Annotated in this window: 21 protein-coding genes; 14 read left to right on the forward strand and 7 right to left on the reverse strand. The window is 71.8% G+C overall.

Going from position 1 to position 25,136, the window contains the following annotated elements; translation table 11 throughout:
* Positions 1-18: 18 nt before the first annotated feature.
* The gene (locus tag ABZX61_RS15970; RefSeq protein ID WP_350722129.1) at positions 19-987 is read right to left on the reverse strand and encodes an aldo/keto reductase; all 969 of its coding nucleotides are present in this window, start codon (positions 985-987) and stop codon (positions 19-21) included.
* 237 nt (positions 988-1,224) lie between these two features.
* On the opposite strand from ABZX61_RS15970, the gene ABZX61_RS15975 reads away from it, so the two are divergent.
* The 6 genes from ABZX61_RS15975 (at position 1,225) to ABZX61_RS16000 (ending at position 10,546) form a co-directional block, all read left to right on the forward strand.
* Positions 1,225-2,346, forward strand: a complete 1,122-nt coding sequence (locus ABZX61_RS15975; RefSeq protein WP_355195035.1) for a histidine kinase — start codon at positions 1,225-1,227, stop codon at positions 2,344-2,346.
* 125 nt (positions 2,347-2,471) lie between these two features.
* Complete coding sequence (gene lanKC / locus ABZX61_RS15980) at positions 2,472-4,985, forward strand: class III lanthionine synthetase LanKC (protein ID WP_355195037.1); 2,514 nt, start codon at positions 2,472-2,474, stop codon at positions 4,983-4,985.
* 3 nt (positions 4,986-4,988) lie between these two features.
* Positions 4,989-5,120 carry a SapB/AmfS family lanthipeptide gene (locus ABZX61_RS15985; protein WP_355195039.1) on the forward strand — a complete coding sequence of 44 codons (132 nt, stop codon included), beginning with the start codon at positions 4,989-4,991 and terminating at the stop codon, positions 5,118-5,120.
* 64 nt (positions 5,121-5,184) lie between these two features.
* Positions 5,185-6,858 carry an ABC transporter ATP-binding protein gene (locus ABZX61_RS15990; protein ID WP_355195041.1) on the forward strand — a complete coding sequence of 558 codons (1,674 nt, stop codon included), beginning with the start codon at positions 5,185-5,187 and terminating at the stop codon, positions 6,856-6,858.
* Positions 6,855-8,588: an ABC transporter ATP-binding protein gene (locus tag ABZX61_RS15995; protein ID WP_355195043.1), complete on the forward strand. Its 1,734-nt coding sequence runs from the start codon at positions 6,855-6,857 to the stop codon at positions 8,586-8,588. Before ABZX61_RS15990 ends, ABZX61_RS15995 begins: the two co-directional genes overlap by 4 nt.
* Positions 8,585-10,546, forward strand: a complete 1,962-nt coding sequence (locus ABZX61_RS16000; protein WP_355195045.1) for a prolyl oligopeptidase family serine peptidase — start codon at positions 8,585-8,587, stop codon at positions 10,544-10,546. Before ABZX61_RS15995 ends, ABZX61_RS16000 begins: the two co-directional genes overlap by 4 nt.
* On the opposite strand, the gene ABZX61_RS16005 is transcribed toward ABZX61_RS16000, so the two are convergent.
* Positions 10,532-11,137, reverse strand: coding sequence for a response regulator transcription factor (locus tag ABZX61_RS16005; protein WP_350723215.1), 606 nt, complete (start codon positions 11,135-11,137; stop codon positions 10,532-10,534). The two genes, ABZX61_RS16000 and ABZX61_RS16005, sit on opposite strands and share 15 nt — an antisense overlap.
* Before the next feature lie 124 nt (positions 11,138-11,261).
* Between ABZX61_RS16005 and ABZX61_RS16010 the strand changes: the two genes are divergently transcribed.
* The gene (locus ABZX61_RS16010; RefSeq protein WP_355195047.1) at positions 11,262-11,756 is read left to right on the forward strand and encodes a carboxymuconolactone decarboxylase family protein; all 495 of its coding nucleotides are present in this window, start codon (positions 11,262-11,264) and stop codon (positions 11,754-11,756) included.
* On the opposite strand, the gene ABZX61_RS16015 is transcribed toward ABZX61_RS16010, so the two are convergent.
* Positions 11,734-12,771, reverse strand: a complete 1,038-nt coding sequence (locus tag ABZX61_RS16015) for a zinc-dependent alcohol dehydrogenase family protein (RefSeq protein WP_355195049.1) — start codon at positions 12,769-12,771, stop codon at positions 11,734-11,736. The two genes, ABZX61_RS16010 and ABZX61_RS16015, sit on opposite strands and share 23 nt — an antisense overlap.
* A gap of 1 nt (position 12,772) precedes the next feature.
* Positions 12,773-13,603: a helix-turn-helix transcriptional regulator gene (locus tag ABZX61_RS16020; RefSeq protein ID WP_355195051.1), complete on the reverse strand. Its 831-nt coding sequence runs from the start codon at positions 13,601-13,603 to the stop codon at positions 12,773-12,775.
* 103 nt (positions 13,604-13,706) lie between these two features.
* On the opposite strand from ABZX61_RS16020, the gene ABZX61_RS16025 reads away from it, so the two are divergent.
* The 3 genes from ABZX61_RS16025 to ABZX61_RS16035 all read left to right on the forward strand — a co-directional run bounded on the left by ABZX61_RS16025 (position 13,707) and on the right by ABZX61_RS16035 (position 16,942).
* Positions 13,707-14,417, forward strand: coding sequence for an SDR family oxidoreductase (locus tag ABZX61_RS16025; RefSeq protein ID WP_355195053.1), 711 nt, complete (start codon positions 13,707-13,709; stop codon positions 14,415-14,417).
* Between the two features lie 35 nt (positions 14,418-14,452).
* Complete coding sequence (locus tag ABZX61_RS16030) at positions 14,453-15,850, forward strand: glutamate--cysteine ligase (protein ID WP_355195055.1); 1,398 nt, start codon at positions 14,453-14,455, stop codon at positions 15,848-15,850.
* Positions 15,851-15,958: 108 nt separating this feature from the next.
* Positions 15,959-16,942, forward strand: coding sequence for a hypothetical protein (locus ABZX61_RS16035; RefSeq protein ID WP_350722108.1), 984 nt, complete (start codon positions 15,959-15,961; stop codon positions 16,940-16,942).
* A 6-nt stretch (positions 16,943-16,948) separates the two neighbouring features.
* On the opposite strand, the gene ABZX61_RS16040 is transcribed toward ABZX61_RS16035, so the two are convergent.
* Entirely contained in the window at positions 16,949-17,677 is a 729-nt protein-coding gene (locus tag ABZX61_RS16040; protein WP_355195057.1) for a PaaX family transcriptional regulator C-terminal domain-containing protein, read from the reverse strand.
* Between the two features lie 31 nt (positions 17,678-17,708).
* On the opposite strand from ABZX61_RS16040, the gene ABZX61_RS16045 reads away from it, so the two are divergent.
* Entirely contained in the window at positions 17,709-19,370 is a 1,662-nt protein-coding gene (locus ABZX61_RS16045; RefSeq protein ID WP_355195059.1) for an acyl-CoA dehydrogenase family protein, read from the forward strand.
* 37 nt (positions 19,371-19,407) lie between these two features.
* On the opposite strand, the gene ABZX61_RS16050 is transcribed toward ABZX61_RS16045, so the two are convergent.
* Positions 19,408-19,683 (reverse strand): hypothetical protein, encoded by a 276-nt coding sequence (locus tag ABZX61_RS16050; protein ID WP_355195061.1) that lies wholly within the window; start codon positions 19,681-19,683, stop codon positions 19,408-19,410.
* A gap of 224 nt (positions 19,684-19,907) precedes the next feature.
* The gene (locus tag ABZX61_RS16055; protein WP_355195063.1) at positions 19,908-21,506 is read right to left on the reverse strand and encodes an AAA family ATPase; all 1,599 of its coding nucleotides are present in this window, start codon (positions 21,504-21,506) and stop codon (positions 19,908-19,910) included.
* Between the two features lie 195 nt (positions 21,507-21,701).
* Here ABZX61_RS16055 and ABZX61_RS16060 point away from each other — a divergent pair, with 195 nt between their 5' ends.
* From ABZX61_RS16060 to ABZX61_RS16070, 3 genes are all read left to right on the forward strand, one after another.
* Positions 21,702-22,451 carry a crotonase/enoyl-CoA hydratase family protein gene (locus ABZX61_RS16060; RefSeq protein WP_350722101.1) on the forward strand — a complete coding sequence of 250 codons (750 nt, stop codon included), beginning with the start codon at positions 21,702-21,704 and terminating at the stop codon, positions 22,449-22,451.
* 129 nt (positions 22,452-22,580) lie between these two features.
* A complete protein-coding gene (locus ABZX61_RS16065; RefSeq protein ID WP_355195065.1) occupies positions 22,581-22,712 on the forward strand; it encodes a hypothetical protein in 132 nt (43 codons plus the stop codon).
* Between the two features lies 1 nt (position 22,713).
* Entirely contained in the window at positions 22,714-25,131 is a 2,418-nt protein-coding gene (locus tag ABZX61_RS16070; RefSeq protein ID WP_355195067.1) for a DUF4132 domain-containing protein, read from the forward strand.
* The last annotated feature ends 5 nt before the right edge of the window (positions 25,132-25,136 follow it).

Consider the following 25,136-nt stretch of genomic DNA (forward strand, 5'->3'; position numbering starts at 1 on the left):
CCCGACAATCCAGGACCGTCAGAAGCGCACCTCACGGGGGCGGTACGGCTCACCGAGGTGGGCCAGCTCCGCCTCCGAGAGCGACACCGACGCGGCCGCCACCGCGTCGTCCACGTGCCGGTCCTTCGTGGCCCCCACGATGGGCGCGGTCACGGCCGGCTGGTGGAGCAGCCAGGCCAGCGCCACCTGGGCGGCCGGCAGGCCGCGCTCGCCGGCCACGTGCGCAACCCGGTCGAGGATCGTCTTGTCGTTCTCCGGGTCGTACAGGAAGTCGATGCGCCCGTCCGACCCGGTCCGCGCGGTCGTCGCGGACGAGCCGGCCCTGGCCAGCACGCCGCGCGCCAGCGGGCTCCACGGGATCACGCCCACGCCCTGGTCGGCGCAGAGCGGCAGCATCTCCCGCTCCTCCTCCCGGTAGAGGAGGTTGTAGTGGTTCTGCATCGAGACGAACTTCGTCCAGCCGTTCTTCTCCGCCACGTGCTGCGCCTTGGAGAACTGCCAGGCCCACATGCTCGACGCGCCGATGTAGCGGGCCTTGCCCGCCTTGACCACGTCGTGCAGCGCCTCCATGGTCTCCTCGATGGGCGTCTCGTCGTCCCACCGGTGGATCTGGTACAGGTCCACGTAGTCGGTGCCGAGCCGATCGAGCGAGGCGTCAATGGCCGCGTGGATGTGCTTGCGCGACAGGCCCCGGTCGTTGACGCCCTTGCCCATGGGGAAGTAGACCTTGGTGGCCAGCACGTAATCCTCGCGACGGCGGAAGATCGCGCGCAGCGCCTCGCCGGTCACGGTCTCGCTCGCGCCCTGGCTGTAGACGTCCGCCGTGTCGAAAAAGGTCACGCCCGCGTCGGCTGCCCTGCGGATGATCGGCTCGGCCTCGTCGCGCGCCAGCGCCCACTCCTGCCTGGCGGGGTCGCCGTAGCTCATCATGCCCAGGCAGATCCTCGAAACTTTCAAGCCGGTGTTGCCAAGTCGGGTGTAATCCATGGGCCCACCATAGGGGCGGCATTGCGGTGGTCTGCGGGCAGGCTGGACGGTGACGAGGGGCAGGAGCCGGATTGGTCTGGTTAACCGGCGGTCCGACGGGAAGTCATGGGTGGCCAAAAGCGGAAATGACCTTTACAGGGCGGGCCCGATCGGGTCGATTAGGGAGAAGCGAGACAACGGCGGGCGGGCTCTCGCGACACGGCCGCATCCGGCGCCCAACCGCATACCGGGGGTGAGGTGGAAGCCACACACCGTGCGCTCCTGTCGTGGGCACGTTCCAAACTGAAGAACCCCGGCTGGCTGGGCGGCCTCGGGCTGGCGGCGGGGATGGTCGGCGTGACGGTGCCGGTCCAGCTCGGTCTGGTGCGGTCGGGGATGGGGATCGCGGGCGGGGTGACGCTGTTCGTCCTGCTGACGCTGCACGTCAGGTTCATCATGGAGACCCCGGTACGGCGGGCGGGCTCGTGGTGGATCGTGGCCGTGCAGGCGTGGCTGACGTACCTGCCGCTGACGGTGTTCGGCGCGGCGTGGACCCCGGTGTGCGCCCTGCTGTCGGGCGCGCTGCTGGTGACGGCGGCCCGGATCCGCTCGATCGTGCTGGTGGCGCTGGCCCTGGCCTGCGGTCCGGTGATCCTGGCCGCGCCGGAGCGGGCGATGATCGATCCCGCCTGGGCGCTCGCCGGCCCGGTGCTCGGCCTGGTCGAGTACGCGCTGGTGACGCTGGGCAGGCAGGTCACGCGGCTGACGAAGGCGCGTACCGAGGTCATGCGCAAGGCCGTCGCCCTGGAGCGCCGCCGCTTCACCCGTGACCTGCACGACCTGGTCGGCCACCGGCTCACCGTCCTGGTGCTGAAGGCGCAGCTCCTGGAGCGGCTCGTGGCCGAGGGCGACCGGCGGGCGCGGGACGAGTCGTCCGAGACGCTGGAGCTGCTGCGCAGCCTGTCCGCCGACGTCCGGGCCGTCGCCCACGGCCTGCGCAGCTCCTCCCTGGCGGCGGAGCTCGGCTCGGCGCGCTCGCTCCTGGAGTCGGTACGGGTCCGCTGCCAGATCAAGATGTCCTGCCCCGATCTCCCGGGCGATGTGGAGGAGGCGCTCACACACGCCCTGCGTGAAGGTGTGACGAACGTCCTCAGACATGCCGAGGCCCGGCAGTGCTCGATCCAGCTCCTCGAACGCGACCAGCTCGTCCGCCTGACGATCAGGAACGACGGCGTGCGCCCGCCGCGCCGCCCGGAAGACGCGGGACAGGGCCTGCTCAACCTGGCCGAACGCGTCTCCGGCCTCGGCGGCTGGCTCGAGGCCACCTCCTCCCGGACCGGGCAGTTCACCTTCAGTGCGTACGTTCCACGAAAGAAATAGCCAATTGTGAAAAACACACAAATGCAATTTCAATAACCATATTTTGGTGTTGTTGCGTGTAACTAGACCGAATCGCCTCCCCGGCGGCAATCTCTAAGGGACAACGCCTTGGAGGTCGGCGCCAGATGGACAAGTACGAGCTGTACTGCCTGGTGGATCCGCGTTTTTACGACTCGCTCGAACACAGCACGGCCGAAGACGCCGACTTTCCCATCCTGCGTGAACCCCTGCCCGACGGTTGGTCCACCGCCCTGACCGACACGTGGTGCTATTACGCCCCCGACAACGAGCCGCCCCTGCCCGCCCAAGGCTGGAAGATCCACGTGTCCGCCCGCGTGGAGGACGCCGAGCAGGCCATCGCCGCCGTGTGGGACTACTGCCTGCAGCGCCGGATCGCGTTCAAGTTCCTGCGCGGCACCCCCGTCCTGATCATGGTCAACTCCAAGGCCGCCTCCCGGGCGTCCAGCGGCAAGCTGATCACCGTCTACCCGAGGGACGAGGGCCAGCTGGAGCTCGTCCTGAAGGAGCTCGACGAGCTGCTGCGCGGCGTCGAGGGCCCGTACATCCTCAGCGACCTGCGCTACGGCGCCGGCCCGCTGTTCGTCAGGTACGGCGGGTTCGCCGAGCGGCACTGCCTGTCCGGCTCCGGCGAGCGCGTGCTGGCCGTCGAGGACGGCGACGGGCGGCTGGTCCCCGACGTGCGCGGCGCGACGTTCTCGGTGCCGCCGTGGACGACGCTGCCCGGGTTCCTGGAGCCGCATCTGGCCGCGCGCAACGCCGTGACGACGACCGGGCTGCCGTACCGGGTCGAGAGCGTGCTGCACTTCTCCAACGGCGGCGGCGTCTACCTCGCGCGGGACACGCGTACGGAGGAGCGGGTCGTGCTCAAGGAGGCCAGGCCGCACGCCGGGCTCGACGCGGCCGGACGCGACGCCCTCACCCGGCTCCGCCACGAACGCGACATCCTCCGGCGCCTGGACGGCCTGCCCGCCGTGCCCGCGCTGCTCGGCTACTTCGCCCTGGGCGAGCACGAGTTCCTCGTGCAGGAGTTCGTGGACGGGACGCCGCTGCAGCGGCGGCTCGTGCAGCGCTACCCGCTGACCCGCGCCGACCGCACCGAGCCGGACCTGGCCGACTACACGACATGGGCGGTCGAGACGCTGGAGAGCGTGGAGCGGGCCGTCGAGTCGCTGCACGAGCGCGGGGTCGTCTTCGGCGACCTGCACCCGGACAACATCCTGCTGACCGCCGAGGGCCGGGTGGCGCTGATCGACTACGAGGTCGCCACCCTCGTCGCGGACGGGGCCCGCGCCGCGCTGGCCCACCCCGCCTTCATCGCGCCCCCCGACCGCCAGGGCGTGGACGTGGACCGCTACGCGCTGGCCTGCCTGCGGCTCGGCCTGTTCGCGCCGCAGTGCACGATCATGCTGCCGCTGCACCGGGGGAAGGCGGTCCAGCTGGGGGAGATCGTCAAGGAGACGTTCCCCGTGCCGGAGACGACGGTGGACGCCGCCGTCGCGGCCATCGGCGGGGACGGCGAGCCCGTGATCATGCCGGATACCTGGCCCGAGCTGCGGGACGCGATGTGCCGGGCCATCGTGGCCGGCGCCACGCCCGCGCGCGACGACCGGCTCTTCCCCGGCGACGTGGCCCAGTTCCGGCCGGGCGGCGGGCTCAACCTGGCCTACGGCGCGGCCGGCGTGCTCTTCGCGCTCCACCGGGCCGGCCTCGGGCCGTTCCCCGAGTACGAGCGCTGGTTACGCGACCGGGCGCTGCGCCCCGTCCAGGGCTCCGGGCTCGGCCTGTACGACGGGCTGCACGGCATCGCGTACGTCCTGGGCCTGCTCGGACACCACGAGCACGCGCACGAGCTGGTCGACGTCTGCCTGCGCGAGAAATGGGAGCGGATGGAGTCGGCGCTGTTCTCCGGCCTGTCCGGCATCGGGCTGAACCTCCTCAATTTCGGCCGCGCCGACCTCGCCCTGCGCGCCGTGGACATCTGCGCCGAGCGGCTCGCCGAACCCGTCCCCGAGCTCAGCGGCGGCCCCCATCCGAGGGCCGGGCTCATGTACGGCTCGTCGGGGCCCGCGCTGCTGTTCCTGCACGCGTACGAGCACACCGGCGACCGGGCCCTGCTCGACCTGGCGGCGACCGCGCTCCGGCAGGACCTGCGGCGCTGCCGGCACGCCGCGGACGGCTCGCTCCAGGTGAACCAGGGCTGGCGGGTGCTGCCGTACCTGGACGAGGGGTCGGCCGGCATCGCCCTCGTGCTGGAGCGCTACCTCGCGCACCACCATGACGAGGAGCTCGCGACGGCGCTGGCCGAGCTGCGGCTGGCCGGGCACGCCGGCTTCTTCGTCCAGTCGGGGCTGTTCACCGGCCGGGCGGGCATGCTCGCGGCCCGCGCGGGCGACCCGCGGGAGCACATCAAGGGCTTGAGATGGCACGCGCTGCCGTACGGCGGGGGACTGGCGTTCCCCGGCGACCAGCTGCTGCGCCTCTCCATGGATTTCGCGACCGGAACGGCGGGCGTGCTCTTCGCCCTCGGCACGGCCCTGGGCGACCAGCCTGGCCACCTGCCGTTCCTGGCGGCCGCTCCCGGGCGGCCCGCCCCCTACGAGTCACGGAAGGAGGTGTAACGGATGGTACTTCTCGACCTGCAGGGTCTCGAGGCGCCCGCGGCCAGCGATGTCGCCAGTGGTGGCAGCACGCTGACGGTTCTCTCGTGTCACTCGGGCAAGCCCAGCAACCTCAGCGTTGCGGTTTGCCACTGATCGCTATATCAGTCCCCGCGCCGTGTCACACGGCGCGGGGACGCCGACTTCAAGGAGGCATCGGGTGCTAGCGGGTGACCGAGCGGGTGACCGGCTGGTGATCGGGACGGTACGGCGTAGCGGCCCCTGGCCCGCCGTCCTGGCCGTCACGGCGCTCGTGGGCGCGGCCGGTGAGCTGGCGGTCCCGTACCTCGTCGGGCGCACCGTGGACGCCTTAGTCCTGCGCCGGCCGGACGGCTCGTCCTGGCTGGCGCTCTCCGCTTGTGCCGTCGCCGCCGTCGTGCTCTGCGAGAGCCTCGGCGTCTGGGCCCGCGGCGCCTGCGGCGCGTTCGCCGCGGCCAGGCTGCGGCTGGGCGTCCTGCGCCACGTGCTCGGCGCCGGGCCGGCGGCCACCCGGCGTTTCCCGGAAGGCGAGCTGGTCACCCGGGCCGGACTGAACGCCGAGGAGGCGGGCCGGGCCCCCGAGACGGTGACCGGCGCGCTCGCGCTGCTCGTGCCCACGGCAGGCGCGCTCGTCGCGCTCACGCTCATCGCGCCCGTCCTGACGCTGACGCTCGGGGTGGGTATCGTCGTCATCCTGCTCGTGCTGCGCGCCTTCCTCCGCGCGACGACGGTGATCTCGGGCGGGTACCAGGAGGTGCAGGGGGAGATCGCCGCCCGGCTCGTGGACGCCATGGAGGGGGCGCGCACGATCGCCGCGGCGGGGACCGCCGCCCAGGAGGCGCGGCGCGTCCTGGAGCCGCTGCCCCGGCTGCGGGCCCACGGCATGTCGCTGTGGCGGGCCAACGCCGGGGCCGCGGTCCAGTCGGGGCTCGTGGTGCCGCTGCTGGAGGTGGCGGTGCTGATCGTCGGGGGGTTCATGCTCGCCTCCGGTCGGCTCACGGTCGGGGAGCTGTACGCCGCCGCCCGCTACGCCGTGCTCGGGGCGTCCCTGAGCACCTCCCTGGGCTACGTCGGCGGGCTGGCCCGGGCCCGGGCGGCCGCCGGACGGGTGGCCGAGATCTTCGAACTCGCCCCCGTCGCGCACGGCACGCGGACACTCCCGCCCGGTCGGGGCACGGTCGAGTTCCGCGACGTGGCGGTGGACGGCCTGACCGTCGGCGACCTCACGCTGCCCGGGGGCTCGGTGACCGCCGTCGTCGGACGGTCCGGCGCGGGCAAGTCCCTGCTGGCCGCCCTGGCAGGCCGCCTGACCGACCCGGAGCGGGGCACGGTCCTGCTCGACGGGGTCCCGCTGCGGGAGCTGTCGCGGGAGGAGCTGCGCAGGGCCATCGGGTACGCCTTCGAACGCCCGGTCCTGGTGGGCGAGACCGTGGCGGAGGCCATCACGGCGGCCGCCGGGCCTCCTGCCGTCGAGGCGGCGAAGGCGGCGTGCGCGGACGCGTTCGTCCGGCGGCTGCCGCTCGGCTACGGCACACCCCTGCGCGAGGCCCCGATGTCTGGTGGCGAGCGGCAGCGGATCGGCCTGGCCAGGGCGTTCGCGCAGGGGGAGCGGCTGCTGGTTCTCGACGACGCCACCTCCAGCCTCGACACCGTGACGGAGCGCGAGGTCGGCCGGGCGCTCACCACCGATCGGCGGGGCCGTACCCGGCTGATCGCGGCCCACCGGCTCGCCACGGCCGCCCGCGCCGACCAGGTCGTCTGGCTGGAGGGCGGGAGGGTGCGCGCCCGGGGGCCGCACGACGTGCTGTGGCGGGACCCGGCCTACCGGGCCGTCTTCCAGGGAGCGACACCATGAAGGCGCTCGTCCGACGGCGGCAGGCGGCGCGGGGTGTGTTCTGGCGGGCCTTGGGGCGGGAGCCGCGGCGGCTGGCCGCGATCGGGTTCTGGTCCGTGCTCGAGGCGGCGCCCGCGTTCCTCATCGGGCACGCCGTCGCCCGCGCCATCGAGGACGGGTTCGCCAGGGCCGAACCCGCGACCGGGCTGGCGTGGCTGGCCGCGCTCGGCGTCGCGTGGCTGGTCGGGGCGGTGGCCGCGCGGCAGGTCGTGCTGGGGGTCGCGGCGGTGGCGGAGCCGTTCAGGGACGACCTCCTGACGCACGTCGTCGAGGGGACCCTGAACCGGGGCGCGAGCCGCGACAGCGCCGCGGTGGCCAGGGCGACGCTCCAGGTCGAGCTGGCCAGGGACGCCTTCGCGGCCGTGGTCACGACCGTCAGAGGGTTCGTGTTCACGGTGGCCGGCGTGGTGCTGGGCCTGGCGACGCTGGCCCCGCAGGCGCTCGCGCTCGTGCTGCCGCCGTTCGCGATCGGGCTCGGGCTGTTCCTGGCCTCGTTGCCCGCCCTCGCACGCAGGCAGCGGGCGTTCCTGCTGGCCGACGAACGGCTGGCCGACGAGATGACGGCCACGGCGGGTGGCCTGCGCGACATCGAGGCGTGCGGCCTGCGCGAACCCGTGGCCGCGCGGCTGGATCGCCAGGTCCGCGCGCAGGCCGCCGCCGCCCGCGCGCTCGCCCGGGTGACCGCCGCCCGCACCGCGGCCCTGGCCGTGGGCGGCTGGCTGCCGGTCGTTCTCGTGCTGGCCGGCACCCCACGGCTGCTGGACGGCGGCCTCGGCCCCGGCGTGATCGCCGGCACGCTCGCGTACGTCACGCAGTCCCTGGCCCCCGCGCTCGGCGGCCTCGTGCAGGGCCTCGGCGTCAGCGGCATCCGGCTGGCCGCCACGCTCGGCCGCATCGCCGCGTCCACCCCGTCCATCGGGCCGTCCATCGGGCCGTCCATCGGGCCGCCCCGGCCCCGGATCCGCCCCAGCGCCTGCGACGTGCGGCTCTCCGCCGTCACCTTCGCGTACGGCCCGCACTCGGCCCCCGTCGTCGACCGCCTGGACCTCACCATCCCCGAGGGTGACCACCTCGCGGTCGTGGGGCCCAGCGGCGCCGGCAAGTCCACGCTCGCGGCCCTGGTCAGCGGCATGCTCCAGCCCGATACGGGCGAGGCGCTGGTCGGCGGCGTCCCCGCCGACCGGCTCGACCCCGCCGCCCGCGTGCTGATCCCCCAGGAGGCGTACGTCTTCCGCGGCACCCTCATGGAGAACCTCATCGCCCTCGGCACGCAGGACGTCCCCGATCTCGCCGGGAAGCTGGACGAGTCCGTCACGGCCGTCGGCGCCCGCGAGCTGGTGGACGAGCTGGGCGGCTACGAGGCCCGCCTCGACCCGGCGGCGCTGTCGGCCGGGCAGCGCCAGCTCATCGCGCTCGTGCGCGCCTACCTCACCCCCGCCCCCCTGGTCATCCTCGACGAGGCCACCTGCCACCTCGACCCCGCCGCCGAAGCACGTGCGGAGACCGCGTTCGCGCGGCGCGGCGGCACGCTCGTCGTCGTCGCGCACCGCCTCACGTCCGCGCTGCGCGCCCGCCGCATCCTCCTCATGGACGGAACCCGGGTGACCATCGGCACCCACGACGAACTGATCAGGACCTCTCCGCTCTACGCCGACCTGGCCGGCCACTGGCACCCGGAGCCCGTGTCATGAAATTTCTGGACAAGTATCCGCGCGCCGAGCGCCTCCCCGGCAGCTCGACACCTGGCGAGATAGACGACCCGTACCGCGGGCTCGAAGACCCCGACGACCCCGCCACCAAGACCTGGCTGGCCGAGCAGGACCGGCTCTGGCACGACAGCGCCGCCCGGCTGCCCCAGCGCGAGCGCTTCCTCGCCCGGCTCACCGAGCTCAGGGAGACGGGCCTGGTCACCCCGCCGCTCTGGCGCGGCGACCGGAGCTTCCACCTGCGCCAGACCACCTCCCAGGAACACCCGGTCCTCCACTGCGGCGACCGCGTCGTCCTCGACCCCATGGACCTCGACCCCACGGGCCTCACGACCCTGGACGACTGGCAGCCCGACCTGGAAGGGCGCCTGCTGGCGTACCAGATCTCGCGCCGGGGCGACGAGAAGGCGGACCTGTACGTCAGGGACGTCGACACCGGGGCCGTCGTGGACGGGCCCATCGGCGGCTGCCGCTACTCCGCGGTCGCCTGGCTGCCGGGCGGCGCGGCCTTCTACTACGTGCGCTTCCACGAGGGCGTCTACCTGCACACGATCGGCGACGCGGCGGACGTCCCCGTCTTCACGCGAGGGCCGGTCCGGTACGGCGTGCAGATCAGCGCCGACGGCCGCTGGCTGACGATCTCGGCCGGCGGCTCGCTCTGGCTCGCCGAGCCGGGCGGCCGGGGTGAGCCCTGCCCCGTACCGGACGCTCTGGCCGCCGCGGTGGCCTGCGACGGCCGCCTCTACCTGGTCACCGACCGGGACGCGCCGCGGCGCAGGCTCTGCGTGGCCGATCCGGCGGAGCCCGGTGCGTGGCGGGAGCTGATCCCCGAGGACCCGGAGGCGGTGCTGGGCGCGTTCACCGTGCTCGACGGCGACCGGCTGCTCGTCGCCCGGACCCGCCACGCCGTGGGGGAGATCGCCGTCCACCACGCCCGCACGGGCGAGCGGCTGGGCTCCGTGCCGCTGCCCGGCAGCGGCACGATCGCCTCGCTGACCTCGCGCCCCGGCGGCGGCTCCGAGGCGTGGTTCGCCTACACCGACGCCGTCACGCCCCCCGAGGTCTGGCGCCACGACGTCCGCACCGGCGAGACCACCCTCTGGTCGGCCCCGCCGGGCCGCGTGAGCCGGCCCGCCGTGCGCAGCCACCACATCGAGTACGCCTCGGCCGACGGCACCCGCGTCCGCATGGTCGTGGTGGCGGGCCCGTCGGCGGGCGGCCCCCGTCCCACGATCCTCACCGGGTACGGCGGCTTCGGCATCCCCCTGCGGCCCGGCTACGCCGCCGACTCCCTGGCCTGGGTCGAGGCGGGCGGCGTGCTGGCCGTCGCCAACCTCAGAGGCGGCGGCGAGGAGGGCGAGGAGTGGCACCGGGACGGCATGCTGGAGCGCAAGCAGAACGTCTTCGACGACTTCGCGGCCGCCGCCGGCAAGCTCATCGCCGACGGCTGGACGACCCCCGGGCAGCTCGGCATCTGGGGCGAGTCGAACGGCGGCCTCCTCGTCGGCGCGGCCCTCACCCAGCGGCCCGGCCTGTTCGCGGCGGCGGTGTGCTCGGCGGGCCTGCTCGACATGGCCCGCTACCACCTCGGCGGCCTCGGCCCCTCCTGGACCGGCGAGTACGGCGACCCCGACGACCCCGAACAGCTCGGCTGGCTGCTCGCCTACTCCCCCTACCACCACGTCAGAAAAGGGATGGACTACCCGGCGACGCTGTTCACGGTCTCGGCGGGCGACACACGGGTCGATCCGATGCACGCGCGCAAGATGTGCGCCGCCCTGCAGTGGGCGGCCGGCGGGGACCGGCCGATCCTTCTCCGGCACGAGCCGGACGTGGGCCACGGCGCGCGGGCGGCCAGCAGGTCGGTCGCGCTGGCGGCGGACGCCCTCGCCTTCCTGGCCGCGCACACGGGTCTGGAGGTGATCGGCCTAGATCCAGCCTGACTCCCTGGCGATGCGGATGGCGTCGATCCTGCTGCGGGCACCCAGCTTGGCCGTCGTCTTGGACAGGTAGTTGCGTACCGTGCCCTCCGACAGGAACAGCGACGCCGCGATCTCCCCGATCGACGCCCCGTCCGCCGCGGCCCCGATCACGTCCAGCTCGCGCGGCGTCAGCGGCGCCTCGGGCGGCCGCATGGCCGCGATGGCCAGCTCCGAGTCGATGACCCGCTCTCCCTCGGCCACCCGGCGGATCCCGTCCGCCAGCCGGTCGGGCGGGGCGTCCTTGGCCATGAAGCCCCGTACGTGCACGTCGAGCGCCTGTTTGAGCAGGCCCGGCGTGCCCACGCCGGTCAGGATGAGCACCCCGCACTCGGGCAGCTTCGCGTGCAGCTCGCCGGCGGCGGTGAGCCCGTCCTTGCCGGGTAACGCGATGTCGATGACGGCGACGTCGGGCCGGGTGGCCCTGGCCGCGGCCAGGATGCGATCTCCCCTGGAGACCTCGGCCACGACCTCGATGTCTTCCTCATAAGCCAGCAGCGCCACGATCGCCCCGCGTACCAGGTTCATGTCCTCAGCGAGCAACGTTCGAATCACCATGCGTCCTTGCGTCGGCCGGCTTGCAACGTCTGCGGGCTTCCCAATCCTGACTTATTGACCCGGATGTGAAAAGTCCTGCCAAATAACCGTCAGGCCAAACATGCGCTTTTGTGGAATGGTCATGGACATGGAACCACGCGTACGCCCCCTCCCGCCCGAAGAATGGGACGATTTCACGAAGGCGAACCCGCAGAACGTGTTCACCACGCTGGCCCGCCACCCCGCGCTCTACAAGGAGTGGCTCGGTTTCGGCGGCGCGCTGCTCGACGGCACGCTGCCCGCCCGCGACCGGGAGCTGGCCATCCTGCGCACCGCCTACCACACCGGCAGCGCCTACGTGTGGGCCCACCACGCGCGCCTGGGCAGCGCGGCCGGGCTCACCGACCTGGAGATCGCCTCGGTGAGCCACCCGGACGCCCTCTGGCCGGTCGAGGACCAGCTCATCCTCCAGGTCGCCGACGACCTCCACTCCATCGGCGACCTGTCCGACGCCACCTGGACGGCGCTCTGCGACCGCTACGACGAGCCGGGCCGGATCGAGCTGGTCGTGCTGGTGGCCCACTACACCATGCTGGCGCTCGTGCTCAGGACGCTCAGAGTGGAGCTCGAGGAGTGATCATCGTGACGCCCGGCACCGAGCCGATCGAGGCCAGCGCCTTGCCGGCGTCGGCCAGCCCGATCGTGCGGGTGACGAGCTGGTCGGGATGGAGGATCCCGGCCCTGATCATCTCCAGCATCGGCGGGTACGCGTGCGCGGCCATGCCGTGGCTGCCCAGCAGCCGCAGCTCATGGCCGATCACGCGGCCCATCGGCACCGGCGTCGGCCCTCCCGGCAGCAGCCCCACCTGAACGTGGCGGCCCTTGCGGCGCAGGCTCTCGATGGAGGCGGCGCAGGTCTGCGGGCTGCCCAGTGCGTCGATCGACACGTGGGCGCCGCCCCTGGTCAGCTCCCTGACCTGGGCCGCCACGTCCCCGGCCGAGCCGTTGACGAAGTGCGTGGCGCCCGCCCGCTCCGCCAGGTGCAACGCGTCGGTGCTGATGTCCACGGCCACCACGCGGGCCCCGGCCGCCGTCGCGATCATCACGGCCGACAGGCCCACGCCGCCGCACCCGTGCACCGCGACCCACTCGCCCGGCCGCACCTCGCCGACCTGCGCCACGGCGCGGAAGGCGGTGGCGAAGCGGCAGCCGAGCCCGGCCGCCGTGGCGTAGTCCATGTCCTCGGGGATCGCGATCAGGTTGACGTCCGCGTGGTCGATGGCCACGTACTCGGCGAACGAGCCCCAGTGGGTGAAGCCGGGCTGCGTCTGCCGCTCGCACACCTGCTGGTCGCCGGTGGCGCAGGACGGGCACGAGCCGCAGGCGCAGATGAACGGGACCGTCACCCGCGCCCCCGGCAGCCAGCCGCGCACGTCGGAGCCGACCGCCTCGACGACGCCCGCCAGCTCGTGGCCCGGCACGTGGGGCAGGATCTTGATGTCGGGGTCGTGCCCCTGCCAGCCGTGCCAGTCGGACCGGCACAGCCCCGTCGCCTCGGCCCTGATCACCGCTCCGTGCGGGGCGGGGGACGGGTCGGGCAGCTCGCGCACGTCGAGCTCACCACCGAAGATGTCAAATGCAACGGCTCGCATCTCATGAGCTTAGGGTCAGTTGCCGCAGGTCGCGCAAGGCCTGGTGGGAGGGCGAACCGGGTTCGGTGGTGTAGAGGACGAGGCGGAGGTCGTCGCGGTCGGGCACGGGCATGACCTGGCAGATCGCGTCGATGGTGCCGACCAGCGGATGCGTGACCTGTTTGCGCTGCTCCCTGCGGATCTCGACCTCGTACCTGGCCCACAGCTCGGCGAAGTGCGGGCTGAGCGCGAGCATCTCGGCCACCAGCGCCTGGATCTTGCGGTCGTCGGGGTAGCGGCCCGCGGCGGCGCGCAGGTCGGCGACGGAGGAGCGGGCGAAGCGGCCCTTCTCCTCGTCGCTGAGGTACTCGGCGATGTGGGGGGACATGAAGACCCAGCGGATGACGTTGCGGTCGTCCGGGCTCACGGTGTCGAGGTCGCCCATGAGCACGTTGGCCAGGGGGTTCCAGGCGCGGATGTCGTACCTGGCGTCCAGCACGTACGCGGGGACCTCCTCCATGAACCCGATCAGGTGCAGCAGGCTCTCGGGCACGTCCTCCCTGATCCGGGGCGTCTCCACCGCGTGTCCGGCCAGGTGGAGCAGGTGGGCGCGCTCGTCCCGGCCCAGCATGAGCGCCCGGGCCAGCGCGTTGAGCACCTGCCTGGACGGGTGCGGGCCCCGGCCCTGCTCCAGCCGGATGTAGTAGTCGATCGACATGCCGGCGAGCTGCGCGACCTCCTGCCTGCGCAGGCCCGGCGTGCGGCGCCGCTCGCCGCCCGGCAGGCCCACCTCGGCGGGGGTGACACGGGCGCGCCTGACGCGCAGGAAGTCGGCGAGTTCGTCGCGGTTCATGCCTCCATCCTCAGTGATGTCCGGCCGTGCGTGGGTGGTACCGGTGATACCAGCCTCTCCAGACCTCTCCCGGACCCGCTGTGACCTGGGCGAACGTGGACGCATGACGAAGATTGCCCTCATCACGGGCGCCAACAAGGGAATCGGCTACGAGATCGCGCGGCTGCTGGCCGAGCAGGGTGTCACCACGATCGTGGGGGCGCGTGACGAGGAGCGCGGGCGGGCCGCCGCGGAGCGGCTGGGGCAGCCGTACGTGCGGCTCGACGTGACCGACGAGGCGAGCGTGGCCGCGGCCGCGAAGTGGGTCGAGCAGGAGTACGGCCGGCTGGACATCCTGGTCAACAACGCCGGGATCACCGGCGGCTTCATGGACCCGCGCCCCAGCGCCACCCCCGCCGGGGTGCTCAGGGAGGTCTACGAGACGAACGTGTTCGGCGTGGTGACGGTCACCAACGCGATGCTGCCGCTGCTGCGGGAGTCGGAGGCCGGCCGGATCGTGAACATGACGTCCGAGCTGGGCTCGTTGACCATGGCGATGGACCGGGAGAGCCCCTTCTGGGACATCAACATCATGCCCTACAACTCCTCCAAGACCGCGCTCAACATGGTCACCGTCAGCTATGCCAAGGAGCTGATCGACACCCCGATCAAGGTGAACGCGGCCAACCCCGGCTACTGCGCCACCGACCTCAACGGGCACAGCGGGTTCCAGACCGCCGAGCAGGGCGCGGCCATCGCCGTGCGGCTCGCGACCCTCGACACCGACGGCCCCACCGGGGCGTTCCTGGAGGACAGGGGATCTATCCATTGGTGAGGTGTCAACCCTGGTGAATAGGACAGAAGGGGGTGATGGGACGAGATCTAGATAAGGAGCGCTTCTCCGAGGCGGAGTACGCCGCCTTCGGGGAGCGGATCCGGGAGCAGCTCGGTGTCCTGCGCGAGCTGCTCGCCACCCCCGGCTTCGGCCAGGGCCCGGCGACGGTCGGGGCCGAGCTGGAGCTCTTCCTGATCGACGAGCGGGGCCGGCCGCTGCCCCGCAACAGCCAGGTGCTCGAAGCCCTCGACGACCCCCGCGTGGTGCTGGAGCTGGGGCGCTACAACATCGAGGTGAACCTGACCCCGACGCCGCTGGCCGGCCGGCCCTTCGAGCGGCTGAGCGGCGAGGTGCAGGAGACGATCCTGAAGGTGGACGGGGCGGTGGACGGCGGGGGCGCGCTGCCCATCGGCATCCTGCCCACGCTCGACGCCGAGGACTTCACGGTCGGCGCGATGAGCGACCAGAACCGCTACCGGGCCATGAGCAGGGGCATCAGGCGGCTGCGGCTGGAGCCGTTCCTCGTCAAGATCGACGACCTGGAGCTGTCGGTGGAGGACGTGATCCTCGAGAGCGCCAACACCTCCTGGCAGGTGCACATCCGCACGCCGCCCGACCGCTTCGCCCGGCTGTTCAACGCCGCCCAGCTGGCCATCGGCCCGGTGCTGGCCGCCTGCGGGAATTCGCCGTTCTTCCTCGGCAGGCGACTGTGGGAGGAGACGCGCATTGCGCTGATGGAGGAGGCCGCCGACGACCGGGACGTGCAGCGGCGCGAGCGCAGGGACGGGCGGGTCACGTTCGGCTCCGACTGGGTGCGTGAGGGGGCGTATGAGCTGTTCGAGCGGTACGTGCGGGACTACGACCCCGTGGTGCCGGATCTGAGGGACGACGCGGAGCCGTACGAGGTGCCGGAGCTGCGGCTGCACCAGGGCACGATCTGGCAGTGGAACCGGCCCGTCTACGACCCGGCCGACGGTGGTCACCTGCGGATCGAGATGCGGGCGCTGCCGGCGGGCCCGTCGTGCGCGGACATGGCGGCCAACACCGCGTTCCTGCTCGGGCTCACGCTGTCGCAGGCGGAGCGTGACCTGACCGGCTTCCGGTTCGGGGAGGCGTACCAGAACTTCTACCGCGCCGCCATGCACGGGCTGGACGCCAAGCTCTCCTGGCCCGGCTCCGACGTCGACTTCGAGGCCGCCGACCTGGTGCTCCGCCTGCTGCCCGAGGCGCGGGAAGGGCTGCTCGCGGCGGGGGTGACGCCGTCGGACGCCGACGGCGCGCTGGACGTGATCGCGCAGCGCACCCGGCTGCGCCGCACGGGCGCGGCCTGGCAGCGGGAGGCTCTGGAACGTTTCCAGGGCGACAGGGAACGACTCGTACAGCGTTACCGTGAGCTGTCGCTGTCGGGACTTCCGGTGCATATGTGGCCCTGAAGGCAAACTTCTCTCGCACTCCGTCCGTCAGACTAGGTCAAGGGACGGCAAAGCGAGGAAGTTATGGCGGCAACGGGGATGGTACCCACGAACAAGGCACCTTTCGCCTTGCGCAGGGAAACGGGCGACCTGGCCGAAGGGGCGGCGAAGCTGGCGGGGGAGATCGGCGGCGCCGGTGTCGAGGCGGTGCTGGCGCAGGCGAACAGGATGGCGACCCGCAAGGGGGCATCGGGCGCGCTCGGGGCGATGAGCCCGAAACCGTCCGAGTGGTACGCGTTCGACGTCAAGGACCAGGACACGGTCGACTGGTACCCGCAGGGGCTGACCTGCTCGGACGAGTCGGGCTCCATCGGGGTGCCGGCGTTTCTGGCATCCTGGTATTTCAAGCCGGAGGTGGGTGAGCGGGGCATCAGGGTGTCCTTTCTCAGCCCCAAAACCCTGAAATATCAGCATGCGCTGCTGGTCGAGGCGAAGCCTGATGGCTCGTACGGGCCCATCAACATCCACGCGGGCGGCATCGCGTGCGACGGCGACCTGGTCTACATCGCCGACACCAAGCGGGGGCTGCGCGTCTTCGACCTGAAGCACGTGCTCGACCTGCGCACCGCCCAGAACGACCTGGGCGACCCCACGCGGGTCGGGCGGCAGGGCGGCAAGTTCCACGCCTTCGGCTACCGGTACGTGATGCCGCAGACCGACTTCTGGAAGGTCGCGAAGCCGGGGCCGCTCTTCTCGTTCGTCTCGATCGACCGCAGCGGCGGCACGCCGCGGCTGGTCACCGGCGAGTACCGCGAGAACGACCCGGGCGGCTGGGTGGGCCGCTGGCCCCTGGGCCTGGCCGGAGGCGAGCCCGAGGACGCCTTCGTGATGGGACAGCCCAAGATCCAGGGGGCCATCTCGTGGGGCGGCAAGTGGTACCTGAGCCAGGCGGCCGGCGCGAACGCCAACGGCAAGCTGCTCGTCCAGACCGACGGCAAGCTGGAGACGCGGGGATTCCCCATCGGGCCGGAGGACCTGACGGTGCAGGGCGGCAAGCTGTGGAGCGTCACCGAGTTCAGGAACCGCCGGATCATCTTCGGCGTGCCCCTCTAACGGTTTTCAGTCCTTGAGGTGCTCGTACAGCACCTCGCGGTAGTGGCGGTCGAAGTCGTCGTAGCGGGCGCGCAGCTCCGCGCCCGGCCAGCCGGTCGGCAGCAGCTCCCGCGGGAGCAGCGGGTCTGCCAGGAGGTGGCGCAGCACGGCGGCCGAGACCAGGAAGCCCTCGGCCAGGCCGCCGGCCCGGTCAAAGGCGCGGTCGAGGGCCCGCTCCAGCTTGCGGGCCTCGGCCGCCCAGCCGTCCAGGTCCCACAGCAGGGGAGTGGGGTCGTCGTGCGGGCGGCCGTCGATCAGCGTGCACTGCGCCGTGACGGCCTCCGGCCACGCGCGCACCAGGTTGGCGGGCCGCATCCAGGTGCCCTCGCGCAGCTCGGCCAGGCGCAGCGCGGTCATCGTGGCCCGGAACGCGGCCCGGTCGGCGGGCGCGCGCCGCTCCGCCGTGACCACGGCGACCTCCCACATGCCGTCCCACGGCCTGGTGTGCGGGTCGCGGCTCTCGTCCTGCCTGGCCTGGCGCTCGGCGAGCCGCTCCGACAGCGTGTAGAAGCGGCCGTCCTGGAGGAGGTCGCCGGCCGCGACCATGCGCGACAGCGCCACCCGTACGGTGCCCTCGGCGATGCCGAACAGCGCGCCGATGCGCACCAGCTGCCGGGCCGGCAGCCGGGGCGGGTGGCTGCCCAGCAGCGCGCTCAGCACGGCCGATCTGGCGCTCAGGGTGTTACGCTCTTCCATCGCGTGTCGAGTATATGTAACACTCGCGAGTATGGGGCGCTATCTCATCGAACCTTTCGACCGCAGCGACCGTTACGCCACCGAGCGCTACCAGGGCGCCGCCGGGCGCAACTGGTGGACCTGCGATCCCACGCTGCGCCTGCTCATGCGGCGCCACCTGGGCGAGGGCTTCGCCTGGGCGGAGCCGCGCCTGGACCGGCTGGGCGCGCTGATGGGCGGGCTCGTGGCCGAGTGCGCCGAGGAGACCGACCGCAACCCGCCGCGGCTGGAGAAGTACGACAAGTGGGGCAGGGACGTCAGCGAGGTCGTCATGCCGCCGTCGTTCCACGCGGCCCGGCGGGCGCTCATGGAGGACAACTTCACCTCTCCGTCCTTCGCCGCCGAGGCCCGGGCGCACGGGGCGAACCCGGCCGCGCTCGCCGCCGCCTGGACGTACCTGCTCGATCAGGCCGATATCGGGATGGGCTGCGCGCTCGGCACCGGAGGGGACATGGTGGTCTCCCTCGCCGAGAAGTACGCGCCCGAGGACGTACGCGATCGGGTGCGGGAGATCTTCGCCAACGGCTACTACTCCGGCGAGGCCGCTCAGATGTTCACCGAGCGGACGGGCGGCTCCGACCTGGCCGCGCTGGAGGCCACGGCGGAGCCCGCGGGCGACGCGTGGCTGCTGACGGGCTTCAAGTGGTTCGCCTCCAACGCCAACGGATCCGCGTTCGTGGTGCTGGCCAGGCGCCCCGACGGGAACGTGTCGCCGTTCCTCGTGCTGTGGGACCGGCGGGACGGAAGCCGCAACGGCGTGCGGATCCGGCGGCTCAAGGACAAGCTCGGCACCCGTTCGGTCGCCTCGGCGGAGGTCGAGTTCAGCGACGCGGAGGCCTTCCCTCTCTCGGGAGAGGGCTCCGGCTCCGGGCTCGGGACCATGATGAAGCTCACCAACGCCTCCAGGCTCGGCGTGGCCATGATGGGCGTCGGCGTGGCCAGGCGCGCGCTCGTGGAGTCGATCTGCTACGCCCGGTCCCGCGAGGCGTTCGGACGGCCGCTCATCGAGCAGCCGCTCATGCGCCGCAAGCTGAGCGAGCTGATCGTCGAGGTCGAGGCCGCCCAGGCGCTCGCCTTCGACGGCCTCGCCGGCCCCCGCCTGCGCATCGCCCCCGCCCTGATCAAGCTGCGCGCCGCCCGCCTCGGCGTGACGGCGGCGAGCGACGCGATCGAGGTGCACGGGGGCAACGGCTACATCGAGCAGTGGCCGGTGGCCCGCCTCCTGCGCGACGCCCAGGTCAACCCGATCTGGGAGGGCGGCGACAACATCCTCTGCCTCGACGTCCGGCGGGCCATGGTGAAGGAGCAGGCCCACCTGCCCTTCCTCGACCGCCTGCGCGACCTGGCCACCTCCGACCTGGTGCACGCCCGCATCGACGACCTCGCCAAGGCCGTCACGGCGTGGGCCGCGCTGGAGCCCTCGGCGGCGGAGGAGCGGCTGTATCCGCTGGCGCAGTTCATGGCCGATGTGTACGCCGCCGCCCTCCTGGAGGACCAGGCCGCCTGGGGGCTCGACGACGGCCGCAAGGCGCTGGTGGCCCGGCTCTACGCCGAGGCCCACCTCGTGGAGCACGGCCCGCTGCGCGGGATCGACCGCCCGGCGGAGGGCTCGGAGCTGTTCGACGAGCTCATCTCGGGGGCTGTCACGCTCTGACGACCGCTGGGGTGGGCTCGCTCACCCCAGCCGGCGATCACCACCAATTGGTGCAGCGAATGGAGAGCGGGTCGTGGCGGCCCACCTCAAGCACGCGGGTGCGCTGTGCGGCGCTGGTCTTGGTCTGCCCGCCGGAGGTCACCTCGAACGGGCCGCACTGGAGCCAGGTCCTGCCGCCGTCCCTGGTCCAGTCCATCCATACGCTGTCACCCCACAGGGTGTCCCCTCCCAGGTGAGCCCAACCGCGGGTGACACCACCGACCTGGCCGTAGTAGAGGGCGGCGGTCCGTCCGAAGATGCCGACCGGTGCCACCGGCGCCGGCGTGCCCCGCAAGGTGTCGGGAATGTCGCGGAAGCCGTTGGCGCCCCCCTCACAGTCCTGCGGCGACGCGGCGACGCGGCGGCGGGAGACGCCCCGGCGGCCACGACCTGAGCCGTGAGCGGCCCCGTGGCGAGTGCGAGGGCCAGCCCTCGACAGCGAATTCGGGTTCCCGGCTCTGTCGCGCCTGTGTCCCAGCAGGTTCCGGAGGCAACCCGTCACGAACGCAGAACGGTGATCCGGCGGCCGGAGGGCGTGGTCGCCTGCTCGAAAGCGCCTCGTTCCTTCCAGGGTGGGGCTTGTGGGCGCCGGTCGAAGACCACCAGTACGCCGGTGTCGAGGCTGAGCCGGTCCAGATACCGGTCGAGCTGCGCGAGGCCGTCGGGCAACGGGTCGTCCCCGCCTGCCCGCCAGACCTTCAGCTCCATCGCCTCCCGCTGCATCAGCCGCTCTCCTTCCGGGCCGGTGTAAGGCCAGCGGATCAGCACGTCCAGGCGCTTGGTGCCCGCGGCGTACTCCCGGTCGAGATAGCCTCCGCCGTTGACCAGCCGGTGCAGGAAGGCCATGAGGATGATCTGGCAGGCGGCCTCGTGGTAACCCTCCTGGCGGATGAGCACCTCGCCGTGCTCGCGCCAGAACACGACGAACTCCTTCAGCAGTCGGTCCAGGTCGAACCGGCCGTCCGGCAACACGAAGCTACGCGGATTGGCCATCACGTATTGCTCCGACGGGCCTCCCAGCACCCGCAGGATGACCTCCCGATAGATCGGGTTCGCCACTTCGAGTGGTGCTCTCTGCTTGATCAGGCCCAGATCGCGGACGTAGGACAGGTCGTCGTCGAAGGTGAGGTCGAGGTCGGGGAACGACCCGGCCACCACGGGCTCCATCACCCGCTTGACCCGGGGATCGTGCAACCGGGCCACCAGCGCGTCCAGATGAGTGGCACGCTTCCGAATCAACCGTTCCTTGGCCCCTTCCACCTGCCGGGCGGTGATGGCACTGGTCACCCCTGTCTCAAGGGTGATTTCAAAGGCGAGCGCGTTGACCAGCCACGGTTGTCCCTGCGTCAGCTCGAAGACCCGATCCACCGCGTCCTTGGTGAACTCCTGGCCGGTCGCCTGCGTGTGCTGGTCGTACAGCTCGGCGATCTGATCGGCGGTGAAGTCGCCCAGGCGTAGCGACTCGGTGATGATGTTGAAAGGGCTGGCCGGGTTCGACCCGTCAGAATCGCTGCCCGAGGCGACCTTGTAATCACGCACGTTGCGGACCCCGCACAGCACTACGGACGTGGGGAACGGACGACCCCCTGGCCGCGCGTTGTGACCGTCGCGGAGCTGGCTGAGGATGCTGATCATGCTGGTGCCCTGCAGGGCGTCGATCTCGTCGAAGAACAGCACCACCCGGCGCGGGCAGCGATGGCACCATTCGGTCAATGCCGCACTGAACTGGGTGCCTGGAGGCGACTGCGGCCAGGGATCCGGCGGCAGCAATTCGTTCGGCCATCCCGACCACTCGGCGGCTTCGCGGATGGACTTCAACAAAATCGACTCCGCGGCGGCGTAGTCGTCGCCGGCGGCCTTGGCACGCTCGCAGGAGAACATCAGGGCGGCGACATCGCCCTCGGCGGTGAGCTCGGACGCCAAGGTGCGCAGCGCGGTCGTCTTCCCGGATTGCCGGGGCGCGTGCAGCACGAAGTAGCGGTCCATGTCGATGAGCGTCCGTGCCTCCGGGAGCCGCTGCGCGGGAGGCACCATGTAGTGGTCCTGCGGGCCGCACGGGCCGGTGGTGTTGAAGTACTTCGCTCGGGGTGGCCGCATGGTCACATTCTGCCACCATCCGCTGGGCCCGTTGCGAGATTCCGGCTGGCGGGCTTCGAGGGTGCCAAGGTCGCTTTGATGGAACCTGTCCGTCTGGAGTCTCTCGGCCACCACTGACGGTGAGTTGCTGGCCGGGAACCCCGGCTTGGACGTACGCTCGGCCCGTTCCCCGAGGACTTCCCCGAGGAGGGCCGCATGACCGTACGCGTGGAGCGCGAGGGACCGGTCACCACCGTGGTGATCAGCAGGCCGGAGGCGCGTAACGCGGTCGATCGCAAGACGGCCGACGCGCTGGTGACCGCGTTCCGTGACTTCGAGGGCTCCGATGCCGCCGTGGCGGTGCTGTGGGGCGAGGGTGGCACGTTCTGCGCCGGCGCCGACCTCAAGGCGCTGGACAACCACGTCGGCGAGGACGGCGACGGGCCGATGGGCCCGACCAGGATGCGCCTGTCCAAGCCGGTCATCGCCGCCGTGGCCGGGCACGCCGTCGCGGGCGGGCTGGAGCTGGCCCTCTGGTGCGACCTGCGGGTGGCCGAGGAGGGAGCGGTCTTCGGAGTGTTCTGCCGCAGGTGGGGGGTGCCGCTCATCGACGGCGGCACCGTACGGCTGCCCCGCCTCGTCGGCGCCTCCCGGGCGATGGACATGATCCTCACCGGCCGGCCCGTCGAGGGGCGGGAGGCGTACGAGTGGGGGCTGGCCAACCGGCTCGTGCCCACCGGCACCGCCCGGCGGCAGGCCGAGGAGCTGGCCCGCGAGATCGCCCGCTTCCCGCAGACCTGCCTGCGCGGCGACCGGCTGTCGGCGCTGGAGCAGGAAGGGCTGAGCGAGCAGGAGGCGATGCTGAACGAGCTGCGGCACGGGCTCGTCTCGCTGCCCGACGCGGTGGGCGGCGCCGCCCGCTTCGCCGCGGGCGCGGGCCGCCACGGCGACTTCGGCGACCTTTAAGACGTCCGGGTTCGCGCCCACATCTCGAAGATCATCAGAGCCCACTGTCGCTGATGTTTTGTCGCACTGCGTTGCTATAGATGGCGTCATCATCTGACATTTCGAGAAACAGGGCGTTCGATGGCATCAGTGACGTTTCGCGATGAGACTGCGACAGGCCGGGAGCTGGAGACGCGCACCGCTCGCAGGCTGGACTGGGAGAAGCAGGCCGAGGCCGCGTTCGCCCGCAACGGATTCCTGCTGCTGGTGGTCGGAGGCTGACGTGAACTGGGACATTCTTAAGGACTCTCCACTCAACAACCAGTACGGCTTCGTCTATCTGGCCAACGACCACAAAGAGGTGTTCGAGCGGTTCGACTCCGCCTTCGCCGCTCATCAGGCCTTGAAGGTCGAGGACTGCGACGAGAGCGAGTTACGCCTCTTCGCCGTGTGGGCGCAGATGCGGCTCAGCCTCGGCTGGGACGGCGGCCACGACCACGACGAACGCCGGCTCGACGTCCTCCGCGAGGTGATCGGCCACCTGCCGGAGCTTCCCAAGGCGGAGGTCGCCCAGCTGTGGCACGCGGCCAACGGCCTGATGACCTGGCGGCACACCAACTACGCCGAGCTGTACCGGCTGCCACTGGCCGCCACCGCCCGGCTTCCCTACCACGAGCGGCGCGACGTGCTGAACTCCCTGCCCAGGTGGTTCGCCCAGCACTGGAAGCCCGCCTGGGAGGTCCTCCGCGAGCCGCTGGAGGCGCTGCTCACCGAACCGGAGACCGGCGATCCCGGCGCCACGGTCCGCAACATCATGTGGGAGGACGACGCGTTCGCCACCCGGATGATCGCCGATCACGCCACCCGCCTGACCGTTCCCGAGGTCCTGCCGCTGCTGCGGCACTGGACCACCGCCACCGCCTCCAAACCCAGCGCCAGGTGGACCAGGCGGGCTACCGAGCTGCTGACCCCGCAGGCCGCAGAACTGATCAAAGACATCCTCGGCCAGGTCACCACCCACCGTGAGGTCACGCTCCGGCATCCCACCCGCGACGGCGAATGGACCGAGACCGTCTTCCTGCGCGAGCGCACCGCCGTACCGCTGCGCGGCATGGTGTGGACCTGCGAGCTGATCGGCGAGCCGTGGGTGACCGCGCTGCTGGGCGACGTCGCCGTGGCGACCGGCACCGGGATCGGCGGCTCCGGTGCCAACGCGCGCAGCGAGATGCTGGCCAACGCCGCGATAGGGGTGCTGGCCCGGCGCGGCGGTCTGGAGGTGGTCGCCCAGCTGGCCCGGGTGCAGGCCAAGGTGCGCAAGAAGACCATCCTGGCGGGCGTGACCAAGACCTTGGACGCGGTCGCTGAGCAGAGCGGGCTGTCGCCCGAGCAACTGCTGGAGCGCACGGTCCCGTCCTTCGGGCTGGGCACCGACGGCACCCGTACCGAACACGGCCTGCGGTTGGCTCTCGATGGCGTCGTGGGCTTCGTCGACCCCTCCGGCAAGATCCGCAAGACGATCCCCAAGGCCGTCCGCGAGGAGCACAAGGAGCTGCTGGCCGAGCTCAAGGCCACCGCCAAGGAGATCAAGAAGGTCTTGCCGGCCGAGCGCTTCCGGATCGAGCGCGCACTGGCCACCGAACGCATCTGGCGCTGGAGCGAGGTGTGCGAGTACTACCTCGACCACCCGGTCACCGGTTCCATGGGCAGGACCTTGATCTGGGAGATCCTCCAGGGACCGGCCGGGCGTCCGGTGCTCGTGGACGGCACCTGGGAGCTGACCGACCCGGCAGGGCGCCGCATCCGGCCCAACTCTGACACCCCGGTGCTCCTCTGGCACCCCATCTCCCACAGCATGGAAGAAGTGCGCGCCTGGCGCGACCACCTCATGGAGTACGGCTTGCGCCAGCCGTTCAAGCAGGCCTTCCGCGAGGTCTACCTGCTGACCCCCGCCGAAGAGGAGACTCTCGACCACTCGCGCCGCTTCACCGGTCATCTGCTGCGTTACGGCCAGGCGAAGGCGTTGCTGACCGGACGCGGCTGGACCGGGATGTCACTGGGCCACTGGGGCTGGGAGTACGGCTCCGACCAGGCCGAAGCCACCAAGGAGCTCCCCGGCGGCCTGGTCGCCCACTGGGGCTTTCATCTGGATGAGGGTTCGTTCGAGCGAGATGACCTGGGCACGGTGTCCATCTGCGTCAGCGGCGATCTCCACTTCACCGACGCCCGCGGGCGCCGAGTCCCGCTGGCCGAGGTGGCCCCGTTGACGTTGTCGGAGGTGCTGCGTGACGCCGACCTGGCTGTCGGCGTCACCTCCACCGGCCTGGACCCCGAGGGCGACGGCGAGTACTGGCAGTCCTACGGCTTCGGCGACCTGACCGAGACCGCCCGCATCCGCCGTGACGCGCTGGCCCGGCTGTTGCCGCGCCTGGCCATCGCCGACCGCTGCACCGTCGCCGACCGGTTCCTGCGCGTCCGCGGTGACCTGCGCACCTACAAGATCCACCTCGGCTCGGGCAACATCCTCATGGAACCCAACGACGCCTATTTGTGCATCGTCCCGCGCCGCGGTTCCGGCGACCCGGTCTTCCTGCCCTTCGAGGAGGACGGCGGCATGTTGTCGATCGTCCTGTCGAAGGCGTTCCTCCTGGCCGCCGACACCGCGATCACCGACCCGTCCATCACGCACCAGATCCGGTCCTGAGCGGC

The organism is Nonomuraea sp. NPDC003709, from assembly GCF_040610775.1.
Classification (GTDB): Bacteria; Actinomycetota; Actinomycetes; order Streptosporangiales; family Streptosporangiaceae; genus Nonomuraea; species Nonomuraea angiospora_A.

Excerpts from the sequence above, each read along its gene's own strand:
- ABZX61_RS15970 (WP_350722129.1), bottom strand. The coding sequence starts at position 987 with ATGGATTACACCCGACTTGGCAACACCGGCTTGAAAGTTTCGAGGATC.
- lanKC (WP_355195037.1), top strand. The coding sequence starts at position 2,472 with ATGGACAAGTACGAGCTGTACTGCCTGGTGGATCCGCGTTTTTACGAC.
- ABZX61_RS15985 (WP_355195039.1), top strand. The coding sequence starts at position 4,989 with ATGGTACTTCTCGACCTGCAGGGTCTCGAGGCGCCCGCGGCCAGCGAT.
- ABZX61_RS15995 (WP_355195043.1), top strand. The coding sequence starts at position 6,855 with ATGAAGGCGCTCGTCCGACGGCGGCAGGCGGCGCGGGGTGTGTTCTGG.
- ABZX61_RS16000 (WP_355195045.1), top strand. The coding sequence starts at position 8,585 with ATGAAATTTCTGGACAAGTATCCGCGCGCCGAGCGCCTCCCCGGCAGC.
- ABZX61_RS16010 (WP_355195047.1), top strand. The coding sequence starts at position 11,262 with ATGGACATGGAACCACGCGTACGCCCCCTCCCGCCCGAAGAATGGGAC.
- ABZX61_RS16015 (WP_355195049.1), bottom strand. The coding sequence starts at position 12,771 with ATGCGAGCCGTTGCATTTGACATCTTCGGTGGTGAGCTCGACGTGCGC.
- ABZX61_RS16020 (WP_355195051.1), bottom strand. The coding sequence starts at position 13,603 with ATGAACCGCGACGAACTCGCCGACTTCCTGCGCGTCAGGCGCGCCCGT.
- ABZX61_RS16025 (WP_355195053.1), top strand. The coding sequence starts at position 13,707 with ATGACGAAGATTGCCCTCATCACGGGCGCCAACAAGGGAATCGGCTAC.
- ABZX61_RS16030 (WP_355195055.1), top strand. The coding sequence starts at position 14,453 with ATGGGACGAGATCTAGATAAGGAGCGCTTCTCCGAGGCGGAGTACGCC.
- ABZX61_RS16040 (WP_355195057.1), bottom strand. The coding sequence starts at position 17,677 with ATGGAAGAGCGTAACACCCTGAGCGCCAGATCGGCCGTGCTGAGCGCG.
- ABZX61_RS16045 (WP_355195059.1), top strand. The coding sequence starts at position 17,709 with ATGGGGCGCTATCTCATCGAACCTTTCGACCGCAGCGACCGTTACGCC.
- ABZX61_RS16055 (WP_355195063.1), bottom strand. The coding sequence starts at position 21,506 with ATGCGGCCACCCCGAGCGAAGTACTTCAACACCACCGGCCCGTGCGGC.
- ABZX61_RS16060 (WP_350722101.1), top strand. The coding sequence starts at position 21,702 with ATGACCGTACGCGTGGAGCGCGAGGGACCGGTCACCACCGTGGTGATC.